We start from the raw sequence: 15,221 nt of genomic DNA, 5'->3' as shown, positions 1-15,221 counted from the left end.
CCGGGAGGCCCCGTGCCCGTCTGGTCCCGACGTACGTTCCTCGTCACCGCCACAGCCGCCACCACAGCCACCGTCGCAGCCACGTCCGCAACCACGTCCGTGGCCGCGGCCCTCGAACCCGCCCCCCAATCCCACGCCATGGAGGGCGAGTTCGAGGCGCTGCGGCTGCGCTGGCTCGACATCCAGCTCGGCACCGGCTTCAACGCCGGCGCCGAGCCCTACGCCTCACGCCTCGCCGAGACCGGCGCCCTCGCCCGCACCTTCCGGGCGTCGATGGCCCCCACCGCCACCTCCCTGTGGCCCGGACACCCCTTCGACCCGCCCGCCGGTATCACCCAGAGCTACAGCCGGCTGTGGACAATGACCCAGGCGTACGCCCAGCCCGGCACCGGCCTCACCGGCGACGCCGGCCTCCTGGCCGACATCCTGCGCGGCCTCGACCATCTCTCCGAGCGGATCTACCACCCCGGCACCGTCCGTTACGGCAACTGGTGGGAGTGGCAGATCGGCAGCCCCCGCCTCCTCATGGACATCGTCGCCGCGCTCCACCCGCACCTCGGCGCCGAACGGACAGCCGCCGCCTGCGCCGCCGTCGACCACTTCGTCCCCGACTCCATGCTGACCGGCTACAGCGGCACCTCCACCGGTGCCAACCGCGTCGACCTCTGCCGCTCCGTCGCCCTGCGCGGCATCCTCGGCGCGAACCCCGCCAAGGTCGCCCTCGCCCGCGACGCCCTCTCGCCCGTCTTCCCGTACGTGACCAAGGGCGACGGCCTCTACGCCGACGGCTCGTTCGTCCAGCACACCTGGGTCGCCTACTCCGGCACGTACGGACAGGTCATGCTCGACGGCCTCGGCCGCCTCTTCACCCTGCTCGCCGGCTCGGCCTGGGCCGTGACCGACCCCAACCGGCAGATCGTCCTCGACAGCGTCGAGAAGGCCTACGCGCCCCTCATCTACGACGGACTGATGATGGACAGCGTCAACGGCCGCGCGATCAGCCGGGGTTACCTCAAGAGCGACGACCGGCGGGTCATGCGCTCGGACCACTTCCACGGCCAGGGCGTCATCGCCGCCATCGCCCTCCTCGCGGGCGGCGCGAGCGCGGCCGAACGCGAGCGGTGGCACGCGCGCGTGAAGGGGTGGATCGAGCGGGACACGGTCAGTCCGATCCTCTCCGCCCGCCAGTTCGGCGTCGCCGACCTCGCCCGGCTGCACGCCGTCGCCGCCGCGCCCGTACCCGCCGCCCCCGAGCCGACCGGACACCGGCTGTTCGCCGCCATGGACCGGGCCGTCCACCGCCGCCCCGGCTGGGCCGCCAACCTCTCGATGTCCTCGGAGCGCATCTCGTCCTACGAGTGCGGCAACGGCGAGAACCCGCGCGGCTGGCACACCGGCGCCGGGATGCTCTACTGGTGGACCCCCGACCAGGGCGGCCAGTACACCGACTGGTTCTGGCCCACCGTCGACCCCTACCGGCTGCCCGGCACCACCGTCTCCACCAAGCGGCTCGCGGACCGGGCGGGCGGCGAGTGGGGGGCGCACCGGCCGGCCGTGCGGTGGGTCGGCGGAACCACCGACGGCGAGTTCGCCGCCATCGGCCAGCACGTCAAGGGCCTCGGCTCCACCCTGGAGGCCCGCACGTCCTGGTTCTGCGCCGCCGACACGGTCATCTGCCTCGGCGCCGGCATCACCGCCGCCGACGGCGTCCCCGTCGAGACCGTCGTCGACAACCGCAACCTGGGAGAGGGCGGCAGGCACGCGTTCACCACGGGGGAGGGCTGGGCGCATCTGGAGGGCCACGGCGGCTGGGTGTTCCCGGCGGGGTCCGACAACCTCCGCACCCTGCGCGAGGACCGGACCGGGGCCTGGAGCGACATCAACACCGGCAGCTCCACCGAGCGCCGGACCCGCACCTACCAGACGCTCTGGTTCGACCACGGCACGGACCCGGCCGGCGCCTCGTACGCCTACCTCCTCATGCCGGGCGCCTCCCCCCGTACCCTGGCCGCCCGCGCCGCCGACGACGGCTGGCTGCACGTCCTCGACAACAGCGCCGACCGGCAGGCCGTCGCCGTCCCGTCCCTGGGGCTCACGACCGCGAACTTCTGGCGGGCGGGTACGGTGGGGCACCTGGCGGTCACGGCCCCGGCGAGCGTGCTCGTACGGCGGCGGCGTTCCGTCCTCGATCTGCGGGTCGCCGAGCCGCCGCGCACCGGCGGGCCGCTGGAGCTCGTCTGGGACCGGCCGGTCCGCCGGGTGATCTCCCACGACCCCTCCGTGGAGGTCCTCGCGACGGGCCGCTCGCTCCGGCTGCGGATCACTCCCGGAACGGCGGGGGCCACACACCGCTGTCAGGTGGCTATGTGAGAACCCCACAAAGGGGAGGGGTGTCCCGCTGTTCACTCGATACCCCCGAGTGGCGGTTCTGTCTTACTCCACTAGGAATCGACGCGGGAGACTGTACGGAGTCAACGGCGGGATTTGCTTGGTCGGCTTCGTAGGGTCGGTACATGACCGTTGTGGACCAGATCCCGAGCGAGCCGACTGACGCCCGTGGCCGAGTGGCCGAGCTGCACGCCCTGCGCGAGGAGGCCCGGCGCGGCCCCAGTGACCGGGCGACCGAGGCACAGCACGCCAAGGGCAAGCTGACCGCTCGCGAGCGGATCGAGCTGCTGCTCGACCCCGGTTCCTTCAACGAGGTCGAGCAGCTGCGCCGGCACCGTGCCCAGGGCTTCGGCCTGGAGGCGAAGAAGCCGTACACCGACGGTGTCGTCACCGGCTGGGGCACGGTCGAGGGCCGTACGGTCTTCGTCTACGCGCACGACTTCCGGATCTTCGGCGGCGCGCTGGGCGAGGCCCACGCGACGAAGATCCACAAGATCATGGACATGGCCATCGCGGCGGGGGCGCCCCTGGTGTCCCTGAACGACGGCGCGGGCGCCCGGATCCAGGAGGGCGTCTCCGCCCTCGCGGGTTACGGCGGCATCTTCCAGCGCAACACCCGCGCCTCGGGCGTGATCCCGCAGATCTCGGTGATGCTCGGCCCGTGCGCCGGCGGCGCGGCCTACAGCCCCGCCCTGACCGACTTCGTCTTCATGGTCCGCGAGACCTCGCAGATGTTCATCACCGGACCGGACGTCGTCAAGGCCGTCACCGGTGAGGAGATCTCCCAGAACGGGCTGGGCGGCGCGGACGTGCACGCCGAGACCTCGGGCGTGGCGCACTTCGCGTACGACGACGAGGAGACCTGCCTCGCCGAGGTCCGCTACCTCCTGTCGATGCTGCCGCAGAACAACCGCGAGAACCCGCCGACCGTCACCTCCGGGGACCCGGCGGACCGCCGCTCGGACGTCCTGCTCGACCTGGTGCCGGCGGACGGCAACCGTCCGTACGACATGCACAAGGTGATCGAGGAGCTCGTCGACGACGGCGACTACCTGGAGATCCACGAGCGCTGGGCCCGCAACATCATCTGCGCGCTGGCCCGCCTGGACGGCCAGGTCGTCGGCATCGTCGCCAACCAGCCGCAGTCCCTGGCCGGTGTCCTGGACATCGAGGCCTCGGAGAAGGCAGCCCGCTTCGTCCAGATGTGCGATGCTTTCAATATTCCGATCGTCACTCTTTTGGACGTCCCCGGCTTCCTGCCGGGCGTCGACCAGGAGCACGGTGGAATCATCCGGCACGGCGCGAAGCTGCTGTACGCGTACTGCAACGCGACCGTGCCCCGGATCTCACTGATCCTGCGCAAGGCGTACGGCGGCGCGTACATCGTCATGGACTCCCAGTCCATCGGCGCCGACCTGACGTACGCCTGGCCCACCAACGAAATCGCGGTGATGGGCGCCGAAGGTGCCGCCAACGTCATCTTCCGCAAGCAGATCGCCGAGGCGGAGGACTCCGAGGCCATGCGAGCCCGCATGGTCAAGGAGTACAAGGCCGAGCTGATGCACCCCTACTACGCGGCGGAGCGCGGCCTCGTCGACGACGTGATCGACCCCGCGGAAACGCGGGAGGTCCTCGTCCGGTCCCTCGCCATGCTCCGCACCAAGCACGCCGACCTGCCGTCCCGCAAGCACGGCAACCCGCCTCAGTAAGAGGAGCCCACCGAAGTGACCACACCTGCCACAGCCGGCCTTCTCCGCGTCGAGAAGGGCCACGCCGACCCCGAGGAACTGGCCGCGATCACCGCGGTCCTCCTCGCCCGCGCGTCCGCCAAGACCACCGACACGGCGCCGTCCACCCACGTCCGCTCGACGGCCGGCTGGCGCCGCCTGGAGCGCCAGTCGGGCTTCCGCCCCTCCCACTCCTGGCAGGGCTGACCCCCGCACCCCCGAAGGCCCCCGGCTCCTCCGAGCCGGGGGCCTTCGGCCGTCCAGGCCCACGTCCGGGTACGCCAAAGGCCCCGCGCACCGGAAGCGGTGAGCGGGGCCTTTTGGCAGTGCGGGAGGACGGCTAGCGGAGGCGGGCCATCAGAGCGTGCTCGACCAGGGTGATGAGCGCGCTCTTGGCGTCCGCGCGGTGGCGGGCGTCGGTGGTGATGATCGGAGTGTCGGGGCCGATCTGCAGCGCCTCGCGGACCTCCTCGGGGTTGTACGGCTGGTGGCCGTCGAACCCGTTGAGCGCGATGACGAAGGGGAGGCCGCTGTTCTCGAAGTAGTCGACCGCGGGGAAGCAGTCGGCGAGACGGCGGGTGTCCACGAGCACGACGGCGCCGATGGCGCCGCGGACCAGGTCGTCCCACATGAACCAGAAGCGGTCCTGACCGGGCGTACCGAAGAGGTACAGGATCAGGTCCTGGTCCAGGGTGATACGGCCGAAGTCCATCGCGACAGTCGTCGTCGTCTTGTCGCCGGTGTGCGTGAGGTCGTCGATGCCCGCGGACGCAGACGTCATGACGGCCTCGGTACGCAGCGGGTTGATCTCCGAGACGGCGCCGACGAACGTGGTCTTGCCCACGCCGAAGCCACCCGCCACCACGATCTTCGCGCTGGTGGTTGAACGGGCCGCGCCGCCGCTAGAGCTTGCGAAGTCCACTGAGCACCCTTTCGAGCAGTGTCACGTCTGGCTGACCGCCGGCGGCTTCGTCGCCGCCGGGCTGGTGGATGGCGACAAGTCCGGCCTCGGCCAGGTCGGCGACGAGAATCCGGGCAACGCCGAGGGGAATGGAGAGAAGTGCCGAGATCTCGGCCACCGACTTGATCTCGAAGCACAGTCGGCAGATCCGCTGGTGCTCGGGCAACTGCCCCTGCAGCCGGGACGGATCGGCCGTCGTACTGACCAGCGCCTCGATGGCGAGCTGGTAACGCGGCCGGGTACGGCCGCCGGTCATCGCGTACGGACGCACCAGCGGGTTGTGGTGCGCGCCGGAACTCCCGGAACCACTACCGGAACCGCCCGCGCCACGCGACGCGCGCTGCGGCGCCGCCGCGGGTGCCGGCTGCGCTGCCTGAGGCTGCTGATAGGGCTGCTGTACACCCTGTCTGCTCGGCGCGGAGGGAAAGTTGAACCGGTTCTGCGTGGTGTCGCCGTGCGGCTGCTGTCCGTCAAAACCGTTGTAGGGGCGTCCGCCCGGGGGTGTTCCCACGTCTCCTCCTCCGACTGCCTCGCGGTCCATGTCCCTGTGGAACCGCGCCACCGCACCTTACGGTGCGGTGGCGTGTAAACGCACGTCTGTCTGTTAGTTGAGAAGACTTCCCTGAAGTTCCGCCCGCAGGTCGGGAGTCAGGACGCTTCCCGCCCGGTCGACGAGGAGAGCCATCTCGTAACCCACCAGGCCGATGTCGGCCTCCGGGTGCGCGAGCACGGCCAGCGAGGAGCCGTCCGAGATCGACATGATGAAGAGGAAGCCGCGCTCCATCTCCACGACGGTCTGGTTGACCGCACCGCCCTCGAAGATCCGGGACGCGCCCGCGGTCAGCGAGGTCAGTCCGGAGGCGACGGCCGCCAGCTGGTCGGCTCGGTCACGGGGGAAACCCTCGGACATCGCCAGCAGGAGTCCGTCGGCGGAGACCACCACCGTGTGGGACACCCCAGGGGTGTTGTCCACGAAGTTGGTGATCAACCAGTTCAGATTCTGCGCCGCCTGGCTCATGCTCACACTAACGCTCCTGGTTGTAGGTACTGCCCGGGCCGAGGCCCGATCCGTTCGTGTCCGTTCCCGCGGTACGTCCCTGCTGGACACCGCGGCGCAGGTTGCTCAACCTGCCCCGCACGTCCTCGGGCGCGCGGGAGACCTGGGGGCCGCCCTGCGGGGTCTGCTCCGCCGTTCCCTCGACCAGATTGGCCTTCGGGACCCGCCGCGGGAGACCGGAGGGGGTGACCCCGCCGGCCTTCGGCTCGCGGAGCTTCTCGGCCCGCTGCCAGCGCTCGTCGTTGGTCGAGCGCCAGTCCTCGGAACCGTCGGCTTCGTTCTGCACCGGCACCGGCTGCTGCACGGACTGCTGCTGCCCGGGCTGCTGCACCGACTGCGGCGCGGCCTGCTGTGCGGACCGCGGGGCCGCCTGCGAGGAGGAGCCGCCACGGCGCGGCAGACCGGCGTCCGTCAGAGCGTGGCCGGCGTCCGGGGTGGGGTTCGGCGTGGGACCCGGACGGTCGAAGCCTACGCGCTCCGAAGCCGCTTCGGGAGCCGCCTGAGCAGATTCCGCTTCGGCTCCGTACTGCTGCTCGAAGCCGCCCTGGTACGCACCCTGGTCAGCCCACTCGCCCTGCTGTCCCTGGTGGTCGTACGTGTTGTCGTACTGCGCCTGGCCGTTGTCCTGGCCCTGGTAACCGGCTTCCGCATAGCTCGGCTCGGAGTAGCCGCCGACGGGCTGGCCATAGCTGTCGTAACCCTGCTGCGGGTAGGCGTAACCGTCGTGCTGCGGAGCCTGCGCGCCGAAGTCGGGCGCGTACTCCTGTCCGTACTCCTGCTGCTGCTCCTGCGGTACGTACTGCTGCTGCGAGGAGTCGATCTCGTCCCGGAAGAGCGGACGCTCCTCGCCGTGCGCCTGGGCCTCCAGGGCGGCACGGCGCTCCTCCCGCATCAGCGAGCGGTTCACCGGGTCGAGCTGGCGGTCGTCGCCGGGCTGCTCGTAGCGGGAGTCGTCGAAGCCGAGCTCCGCCGCGGTCCGCATCGGCTGCTGCACGGGCTCGTAGGACTGCCCCTGCTGCTGCGGAATGATCTGCGAGACGGTGAAGTCGTCCTCGGGCAGCGACTCGCCGCCACCACCGTGGGTGATCGCGTCCGGGAGCATGACCAGCGAGGTCGTGCCGGCCTGCTCGCCCGAGGGGCGCAGCTGGACCCGGATGCCGTGGCGGTCGGCGAGCCGGCCGACCACGAACAGGCCCATGCGCTGCGAGACGGCGGCGTCCACCGTCGGCGGGTTGGCGAGCTTGTGGTTGATGTCCGCGAAGTCCTCGGCGGTCAGGCCGATGCCCTTGTCGTGGATCTCGACCATCACGCGGCCGTCGGGCAGCCGGGTCGCGGTGACGCGGACCTTGGTCTGCGGGGAGGAGAACGTGGTGGCGTTCTCGAGCAGCTCGGCGAGCAGGTGCACGAGGTCGGTCACGGCCTGGCCGTGGATCTCGGCCTCCGGGACACCGGCCAGCTCGATGCGCTCGTACTGCTCCACCTCGGAGGAGGCGGCGCGCATCACGTCGACCAGCGGGACCGGCTGGTCCCAGCGGCGGCCCGGCTCCTCGCCGGCGAGGACGAGGAGGTTCTCGCCGTTGCGGCGCATACGGGTGGCCAGGTGGTCCAGCTTGAAGAGGTTCTCCAGCTGGTCCGGGTCGGCCTCGTTGTTCTCCAGGTCGGTGATGAGGGTCAGCTGGCCCTCGATCAGCGACTGGTTGCGGCGCGAGAGGTTGGTGAAGATCGCGTTCACGTTGCCCCGGAGCATGGCCTGCTCGGCGGCGAGCCGGACGGCCTCGCGGTGGACCTGGTCGAAGGCGCGGGCGACCTCGCCGATCTCGTCCTGGGAGTCGATCGGGATGGGCTGCACACGGGTGTCGACCCGGCCCGGCTCGGTACGGGAGAGCTGGTCGACCAGCATCGGCAGACGCTGCTCGGCGACGGCGAAGGCGGCGGTGCGCAGCTCACGCATCGAGCGGCTCATCTGCCGGGCCATCATCCCGGCCAGGATGAACGCGGTGAGCAGCGCGATCACGACGATGCCACCGTTGAGGAAGGCGTCCGTCCTGGCGTCGTCGGAGATCGAGGCGGCCTCGTTCACGGCCTTGTCGACGAGCTCCTTCTCGACCTCGGTGTACCCGTCGAACTTGCCGGTGGCCACGGCCATCCAGGTCTCGGCGGTGATGCCCTTCGCCTTCAGGGCGGCGAGCGCGTCGGGGTCCTCGGCCGAGCCGATCTCCTTGGCCATGCCGGTGAAGACGGAGCCGTCGGGGCCCTTGGGCAGCTCGATGCCGGCCGCCTGCATCCGCTTGGCGCCCTCGGTGGCCTTCTCCGTCATGACCTGCTTCAGCCGGTCGACGTCCGCCTGGGTGCCACCGGAGTTGAACTCGCCGAGGGCGATCTGCTCCAGGTAGTTGTACGAGTTGAACGCCACCGACTGCTGGGCGAAGACCGCGTCCTTCTGGCTCGGCCGGACCAGCAGCTGGGTGCCGATCGAGCGCTGCAGCGACGCGGCCGCCTTGGCGAGCTGGATCGCGTAGACCGTACGGCCGTAGGCGGTGACGTTGCCGGTGCCGAGCCCGAGCTCGTTGGAGAACTCCATCAGGTAGTGCTGGACGCCGACGTACCCGAGCTGGGTGTTCACCGGGTCCAGGGCCTGCGTGTACGCGGCCTGGCGGAGCTTCTCGAGCTTGGGCTCCTCGTCCTGGAACAGCTTCAGGCGGCGCTCCAGGCCCTCGCCCTCCGGCATGTCCTTGATGGCCTCGTCGAACTTGGCCGCGGCGGCGTCGGTGGCGGCGTACGTCCGCGTCACCTCGTCGCTCTTGCGGTCCGCGGCGGAGCGTGCCGTCAGCAGGGGAACCGCGGTGAGGTCACGCTCGTTGAGCAGCGCCTGGCTGTACTCCGAGGCGGCGCGGATGATCAGCGCCGTCTTCTCGGCGTTCTGCGCCTCCTGCCAGGTGTCGATCGACCCCTTCACCTGGAAGCCGCCCATGACCAGGCCGACGAGCACGGGTATGAGGAGGATCGCGTTCAGCCGGGTGGGCACCCGCCAGTTGCGCGGGGACAGCTTGCTCTGACTGCCCTTTCCGCTGCCGGTCTGGGGCGCGGGCGCCTCGACGGGCGATGCCACGGTACGTGCGGGCGGCGTGAAGTTGCCTCGCGCCTGCTGCTCCGCGGAGCTTTCCTTGCTTCGCCTCACTCGACCAACAACCTCTCGGCGTCGGCACCTACGTTGTGCCGGTGTTTCGTTCAGGGCCGTACTACTCGGGAGTTCATGAATTGCAGCACGTGAAGGGGGTCCCATCCAAACAGCGGTAAGCGCTCGCTTTCACCGGTCCAGACCGGAGATAAAACGGGCATAAAGAACGAGCCCCGTCAAAAGGCGGGGCTCATGTGAGCACAGCGGTACCGGTTGGATGCGTCGGGTGTCCGTCACGGCGCAATTCTCATTCGAAACGTTATGAACACGGGGGCGGACCGTGTCGCACGACACAGGCCGCCCCCACGGGGGCGTACGACAACTTCCGTAGGTCTCCGCCTACTTGAGTCGTGCCATCAGCGCATGCTCGACCAGGGTGATGAGCGCGCTCTTGGCGTCCGCGCGGTGGCGGGCGTCGGTGGTGATGATCGGAGTGCCCGGACCGATCTGCAGCGCCTCGCGCACCTCGTCCGGGGTGTACGGCTGATGGCCCTCGAAGCCGTTCAGCGCGATGACGAACGGCAGGCCGCTGTTCTCGAAGTAGTCGACCGCCGGGAAGCAGTCGGCGAGACGGCGGGTGTCCACGAGCACGACGGCGCCGATGGCGCCCCGCACCAGGTCGTCCCACATGAACCAGAAACGGTCCTGACCCGGCGTACCGAAGAGGTACAGGATCAGGTCCTGGTCCAGGGTGATACGGCCGAAGTCCATCGCCACCGTCGTGGTGGTCTTGCCCCCGGTGTGCGTCAGATCGTCGATACCGGCCGACGCCGAGGTCATCACGGCCTCGGTACGCAGCGGGTCGATCTCCGAGACGGCGCCCACGAACGTGGTCTTGCCCACGCCGAAGCCACCCGCCACCACGATCTTCGCGCTGGTGGTCGACCGGGCCGCGCCCCCGTCGCTAGATCTTGCGAAGTCCACTGAGCACCCTTTCGAGCAGTGTCACATCCGGCGTGCCGCCGGTCTCTCCGTTGCCCGGCTGGTGGATCGCCACCATGCCCGCCTCCGCCAGGTCGGCGACCAGGATCCGGGCGACACCGAGCGGCATCGACAGCAGCGCCGACACCTCCGCCACCGACTTGACCTCACGGCACAGGTGGCAGATCCGCTGGTGCTCGGGAAGCAGACTGGCGAGATGCGCCGGGTCGGCCGTGGTGCTCACCAGCGCCTCGATGGCGAGCTGGTACCGCGGCCGGGTCCGGCCGCCGGTCATCGCGTACGGACGTACCAGCGGCTGGTCGCCCTCATATCCGTACGACTCGTCGAGTGAGGCGCCGTACGGATCGTGAGAGGCGGGGGGCGGGGTCATGAATCCTCCGGGCGTGACGGCAAAAGGTCATCTGCCGTCTGATGGGGCCGGTGGGGGGCCGGATGGGGCGGCCGAACGGTTGTGATGCCCAGGGTGGCACGGAGGGGCGTACCACCCTGTCGGTACGGGTCTAGTGCAGCAGGCTTCCCTGGAGCTCGGCACGGAGGTCCGGGGTGAGGACACTGCCGGCCCGGTCGACCAGCAGCGTCATCTCGTAGCCCACGAGGCCGATGTCGCACTCCGGGTGCGCGAGCACGGCCAGCGAGGAACCGTCGGAGACCGACATCAGGAAGAGGAACCCACGCTCCATCTCCACGACCGTCTGTGCGACGGGTCCTCCCTCGAAGATCCGGGACGCGCCCGCGGTCAGCGAGGTAAGTCCGGATGCGACCGCCGCCAGCTGGTCGGCGCGGTCCCGGGGGAATCCTTCCGACATGGCCAGCAGCAGGCCGTCGGCGGAGACCACCACCGTGTGGGACACCCCAGGGGTGTTGTCCACGAAGTTGGTGATCAACCAGTTCAGATTCTGCGCCGCCTGGCTCATCGCGCTCAACTAACGCTCCTGCTGGTGGGTCGGGCCGAGGTGGTGGTTACCCGTGGTCGAGTTACCCGCCTGGCGGCCCTGTTGGATACCGCGGCGCAGATTGGTGAGCCGGCCGCGGACGTCGTCGGGTGCACGCGAGACCTGGGGGCCGGCCGTGTGGGCCTGCTCCTGCGCGGTCCCGGGTACGAGGTTGGCGCGCGGCACCCGCCGCGGCAGCCCCGAGGTGGTGACGCCGCCGGCCGCGGGCTTGCGGACCCGCTCGGCCTGGCGCACCAGCTCGTCGTTGGGGGAGGTCCGCCAGGAGGCGGTCCCGGCCTGCTGCTGACCGGCGTCGCCGCCGGCCTGCCCCGCGGGGCGGCGCGGAGCGGCGGGCGCGGGCGGCAGCGGAAGCGCCGGGGTCTGCGCCGTCTGCTCGACGTCGGCGACCCGGCCGCTGTCCTGCCGGCCCTGGCTCTGGTCCTGAACCTGGCCCTGCGCCTGACCGTGGAACCAGTTGGTCTCCAGCGTGTCGTACAGCGGGGTACGGCCGTCACCGGAACCGCTCGCCGGGGGCAGGGCCTCGGGCTGACGGGGCTGCTGCGGGCGGGACTGCGCCTGCGGCTGCTGCGGCAGGCTGCCCGCCGGGCGGGGCGCCCCGTAGTCTCCGCCGCCGCGCCGGGCCGGCGCCTGGCCCTGCTGAGGGCCCTGCTGCTGCGGGGCCTGCTGCTGGTAGCCCTGGGGCGCCTGCTGCGGCTGACCGAAGTCGGGGCGGGCGAACTGGGCGGTGGACGCCGGGTCCTGCGGCGCGGGCTGATAGCCCTGCGGCGCCTGCGGAGCCGGCCGGCCCTGCTCCGGACGACCGAGGTCCGGCCGCGGGAACTGACCCGTGGAACCAGGACCCTGAGGGGCCGTCGGCCGGGCGTACTGGCCCGTCGTCTCCGGCTCCTCGTGACCGCGCGGGGCGTCCAGCGGCGTCGTCTCCTGCTGAGTGCGGCGGGCCGGCTGGGCCTGCTCGCTGCCCCAGCTGGCGGCCTGCGGACGCTGCTGCTGCGGGCTGCCGCCGGGCAGCTCGGCGCGGGCGAAGCCGTTCGGGGCCTGGCGGCCGCCCTGCGGGGCCTGACCCTGCGGACCCTGGTTCTGGCCGCCCTGGTTCTGACCGGACTGGTTGCCCTGTCCGCCCCAGACGTCGGTACGGGACGGGATGGCGCTCTGCGCGCCGCCGAAGCCGCCGGCACCGAGGCCCGGACGCTGCGGCTCCGGGGAGATCTGCGGCAGCTGCGCGGTCTGGTCGCCCTGCGGGGACTGCTGGACCTGAGGAGACTGCTGCTGGGCGTGCTGGGGCTGCGACTGCGGCTGCGAACCCTGGCCGCCCCGGTGCTGGCCCTGACCCTGGCCCTGGCCCTGACCCTGGCCCTGCGGTGCGCCCTGCGGACCGTTCGGGCGGGAAGCGCCGTTGCCGGGGAGCGCGGCCCGCGGGCCGCCGCCGGCACCGACCTGGCCACGGGGAGCACCGGCACCGCCGAGACCCGGACGGCCGCCACCGGCGGCGCCGGGCCCACCGGCCGCGCCGGGACCGCCCGGCAGACGGCCCGCGTTGGCGGACGGACCCTGCGGCATCGCACCCTGACCGCCGGCGCCCGCCTTCGGCGCGGGCTTCTTGCCGCCCTGGGCGACGTCGACGGGGAGCATGACGAGCGCGGTGGTGCCGCCGGAGTCCGAGGGACGCAGCTGGATGCGGATGCCGTGTCGCAGGGACAGGCGGCCGACCACGAACAGGCCCATGCGGCGGGAGACGGAGACGTCCACGGTGGGCGGCGAGGCGAGCCGCTCGTTGATCGCGGCGAGGTCCTCGGGGGAGAGGCCGATGCCGGTGTCGTGGATCTCGACGAGGACGCGCCCGTCGGGCAGCGCGTGACCGGTGACCCGGACCTTCGTCTGCGGGGAGGAGAAGGAGGTGGCGTTCTCGAGCAGCTCGGCGAGGAGGTGCACGAGGTCGTTGACGACGCGGCCGGCGACCTCGGTCGCCGGGACGGCGGACAGTTCGATGCGCTCGTACTGCTCCACCTCGGAGGCGGCGGCACGGAGCACGTCGACCAGCGGCACCGGACGCGTCCAGCGACGGCCCGGCTCCTCACCGGCGAGGACGAGGAGGTTCTCACCGTTACGCCGCATGCGGGTGGCGAGGTGGTCGAGCTTGAAGAGCGAGGACAGCTGGTCCGGGTCGGCCTCGCGCGACTCCAGCTCGGAGATGAGCGAGAGCTGACGCTGGATGAGACCCTGCGAGCGGCGCGAGAGGTTGGTGAACATCGCGTTGACGTTGCCCCGCAGCAGGGCCTGCTCGGCGGCGAGGCGGACGGCCTCGCGGTGCACGTCGTCGAAGGCCGCGGCCACCTTGCCGATCTCGTCCCGGGAGTGCACACCGACGGACTCGACGGAGGTGTCCACGTCCTGGGGGTCGGCCTCGGAGAGCTGCTTGACCAGCTCGGGCAGACGTTCCTGGGCGACCTTGGTCGCGGTGTCCTGCAGCCGGCGCAGCGACCGGATCATGGACCGGGCCACGACGAAGGCGCCGACGAGGGAGACGCCGAGGACGAGCAGGATCAGCGCACCGTTGATGATCGCGTCGCGCTGGGACTCCGCCCGCAGCTCACGGGCCTTGGTGTCCATCTTGCCGAGCAGGTCGGCCTCGATGCGGTTCATCGCCGCGATCTTGGTGCCGTACTCGTCCGTGAAGTTCAGGTGACCGCGCGGGGGGCGGCCCTCCATGCCGGAGTCGTAGCTCAGTACCCGGTCCGCGTACTTGTCGGCCGCGTCGATCGACGGGTTGCCGGTGGTCAGCGAGGCGGTCAGCTGGTCGGCGTCGCCGCCGGCGGACTCGAAGATGGTCTGGAAGGCCTTGAGCTCGACCTTCTCGCCCTGCTGTGCGGCGTAGCCGTAGAGCCGGTCGCCCTGCTGCAGCTTGCCGCGCCGGCTGTCGTTCGACGGCAGCGCCGCGGCGATGATCGCCTGCTGGACGGAGGCGTACTCCTTGGCGGAGGAGAACGCGGCGAGCGCCCGGGTCCGCTTGATCATCTCGGGGTTGCTGGTCGCCTGTGCCATGTCCTGGGACAGGCTGAGCAGCGAGCGGATCAGACGGCTGTACGCCTCGACCGTCACCGAGTTGGAGACGCCCTTCTTGTACGCCTCCTGGCGGATGCCGCCGATCTGGACGACCTGGGACGCGATCTGGCTGACGTTCTGCCGGATGCTCTGCAGCGCCTCGTCGCCCTCGGTGGCGGGGATCTCGGCGGTGGCGTCCATGAACGCCTTCTGGGCCCGGTCCGTCGCCTTGCGGGGGTTGGAGACCTGGTAGTCGCTGGCCGGCTTGCCGTTGGCCAGGGGACCGGCGGAGAGGTCACGCTCGGTCTGGAGGGCCTTGGCGAGGTCGGTGGCCTCTTCGGTCAGCTTGGTCAGCAGCTGCATGTGGTCCAGCTGCTCCATGTCCTGGAGCGACTCGCTGATACGGATGCCGCCGAGGCTGGTGGCGGCGACCACGGGCAGGGTCAGCAGGGCGACCAGACGCGTCGAGATGCGCCAGTTGCGCAGGGCTATTCGAGAGCCGACCTCGTTCTCGGCCTTGGGCTTCTTGGCGGCCGGAGGCTCGGCGGAAGTGGAGGCGGCACCGCCACGCGCGGCGCTGTCACCGCCGTCGCCGTGCGGGCCCTGGCCTGTGTTCCGGGCGTGCTGGGCCGAGGAACCGCGGTCGGTCCCGGCCGCGTGCTCCTGCTCCGCCGCGGCTTCCCTCTTGAATCGTCCCTGCACTAGCGTCGCAACCTCTGGACCAGGCGTCCTTCCGCGTGAGCGGAGTGGACGGTGTCGGCGTCGTGGGACGCGAGTGCGCCCCATGGTGGTCGTCGATGACCGGCGCAGTTCCCCCTTCCCCGCCGCTCACCCGGCGCTGCGTTGCGCCCCCTGCGCGCCGGCTTGAAACCCGCGGCGGTGCGTGGAATTCCAGCACAGTGCCGGATCTCCAACAAGGGCGGTGTCGCGGGCGTCGGCACGTATAACAACCCGTGAACATCGTGTCACCCCATGT

At 71.0% G+C, this 15,221-nt stretch carries 11 protein-coding genes; 3 read left to right on the top strand and 8 right to left on the bottom strand.

Annotation, left to right across the window (positions count from 1 at the left end; translation table 11 throughout):
* Positions 1-12 precede the first annotated feature (12 nt).
* The 3 genes from ACF06X_RS19920 (at position 13) to ACF06X_RS19910 (ending at position 4,322) form a co-directional block, all read left to right on the top strand.
* Entirely contained in the window at positions 13-2,370 is a 2,358-nt protein-coding gene (locus tag ACF06X_RS19920; RefSeq protein ID WP_392288581.1) for a polysaccharide lyase 8 family protein, read from the top strand.
* A 143-nt stretch (positions 2,371-2,513) separates the two neighbouring features.
* Positions 2,514-4,097, top strand: coding sequence for an acyl-CoA carboxylase subunit beta (locus ACF06X_RS19915; protein ID WP_392288580.1), 1,584 nt, complete (start codon positions 2,514-2,516; stop codon positions 4,095-4,097).
* A 15-nt stretch (positions 4,098-4,112) separates the two neighbouring features.
* A complete protein-coding gene (locus tag ACF06X_RS19910; protein WP_392288579.1) occupies positions 4,113-4,322 on the top strand; it encodes an acyl-CoA carboxylase subunit epsilon in 210 nt (69 codons plus the stop codon).
* A gap of 133 nt (positions 4,323-4,455) precedes the next feature.
* Here ACF06X_RS19910 and ACF06X_RS19905 read toward each other — a convergent pair whose 3' ends face one another.
* From ACF06X_RS19905 to ACF06X_RS19870, 8 genes are all read right to left on the bottom strand, one after another.
* Positions 4,456-5,037, bottom strand: coding sequence for an ATP/GTP-binding protein (locus ACF06X_RS19905; RefSeq protein ID WP_050791473.1), 582 nt, complete (start codon positions 5,035-5,037; stop codon positions 4,456-4,458).
* Positions 5,018-5,587, bottom strand: a complete 570-nt coding sequence (locus tag ACF06X_RS19900) for a DUF742 domain-containing protein (protein WP_392288578.1) — start codon at positions 5,585-5,587, stop codon at positions 5,018-5,020. Before ACF06X_RS19900 ends, ACF06X_RS19905 begins: the two co-directional genes overlap by 20 nt.
* A gap of 93 nt (positions 5,588-5,680) precedes the next feature.
* A complete protein-coding gene (locus tag ACF06X_RS19895) occupies positions 5,681-6,094 on the bottom strand; it encodes a roadblock/LC7 domain-containing protein (protein ID WP_005311461.1) in 414 nt (137 codons plus the stop codon).
* A 7-nt stretch (positions 6,095-6,101) separates the two neighbouring features.
* Entirely contained in the window at positions 6,102-9,311 is a 3,210-nt protein-coding gene (locus ACF06X_RS19890) for a nitrate- and nitrite sensing domain-containing protein (protein ID WP_392288577.1), read from the bottom strand.
* Between the two features lie 339 nt (positions 9,312-9,650).
* Complete coding sequence (locus ACF06X_RS19885; protein WP_392288576.1) at positions 9,651-10,235, bottom strand: ATP/GTP-binding protein; 585 nt, start codon at positions 10,233-10,235, stop codon at positions 9,651-9,653.
* Positions 10,216-10,623, bottom strand: a complete 408-nt coding sequence (locus ACF06X_RS19880; protein ID WP_356894192.1) for a DUF742 domain-containing protein — start codon at positions 10,621-10,623, stop codon at positions 10,216-10,218. The genes ACF06X_RS19885 and ACF06X_RS19880 overlap by 20 nt, the downstream gene beginning before the upstream one ends.
* 130 nt (positions 10,624-10,753) lie before the next feature.
* The gene (locus ACF06X_RS19875) at positions 10,754-11,167 is read right to left on the bottom strand and encodes a roadblock/LC7 domain-containing protein (RefSeq protein WP_030325548.1); all 414 of its coding nucleotides are present in this window, start codon (positions 11,165-11,167) and stop codon (positions 10,754-10,756) included.
* 9 nt (positions 11,168-11,176) lie between these two features.
* Complete coding sequence (locus ACF06X_RS19870) at positions 11,177-14,947, bottom strand: nitrate- and nitrite sensing domain-containing protein (RefSeq protein WP_392288575.1); 3,771 nt, start codon at positions 14,945-14,947, stop codon at positions 11,177-11,179.
* Positions 14,948-15,221: the final 274 nt, after the last annotated feature.

Origin of the sequence: Streptomyces sp. NPDC015346, from assembly GCF_043078785.1 — a bacterium.
In the GTDB taxonomy this organism is placed as follows: Bacteria; Actinomycetota; Actinomycetes; order Streptomycetales; family Streptomycetaceae; genus Streptomyces.
The sequence above is the reverse complement of the archived record's forward strand: the minus strand, read 5'-3'. Positions and strand labels throughout refer to the sequence as shown.

Coding starts and splice junctions, on each gene's coding strand:
- ACF06X_RS19895 (WP_005311461.1), bottom strand. CDS start 6,094: ATGAGCCAGGCGGCGCAGAATCTGAACTGGTTGATCACCAACTTCGTG.
- ACF06X_RS19915 (WP_392288580.1), top strand. CDS start 2,514: ATGACCGTTGTGGACCAGATCCCGAGCGAGCCGACTGACGCCCGTGGC.
- ACF06X_RS19880 (WP_356894192.1), bottom strand. CDS start 10,623: ATGACCCCGCCCCCCGCCTCTCACGATCCGTACGGCGCCTCACTCGAC.
- ACF06X_RS19875 (WP_030325548.1), bottom strand. CDS start 11,167: ATGAGCCAGGCGGCGCAGAATCTGAACTGGTTGATCACCAACTTCGTG.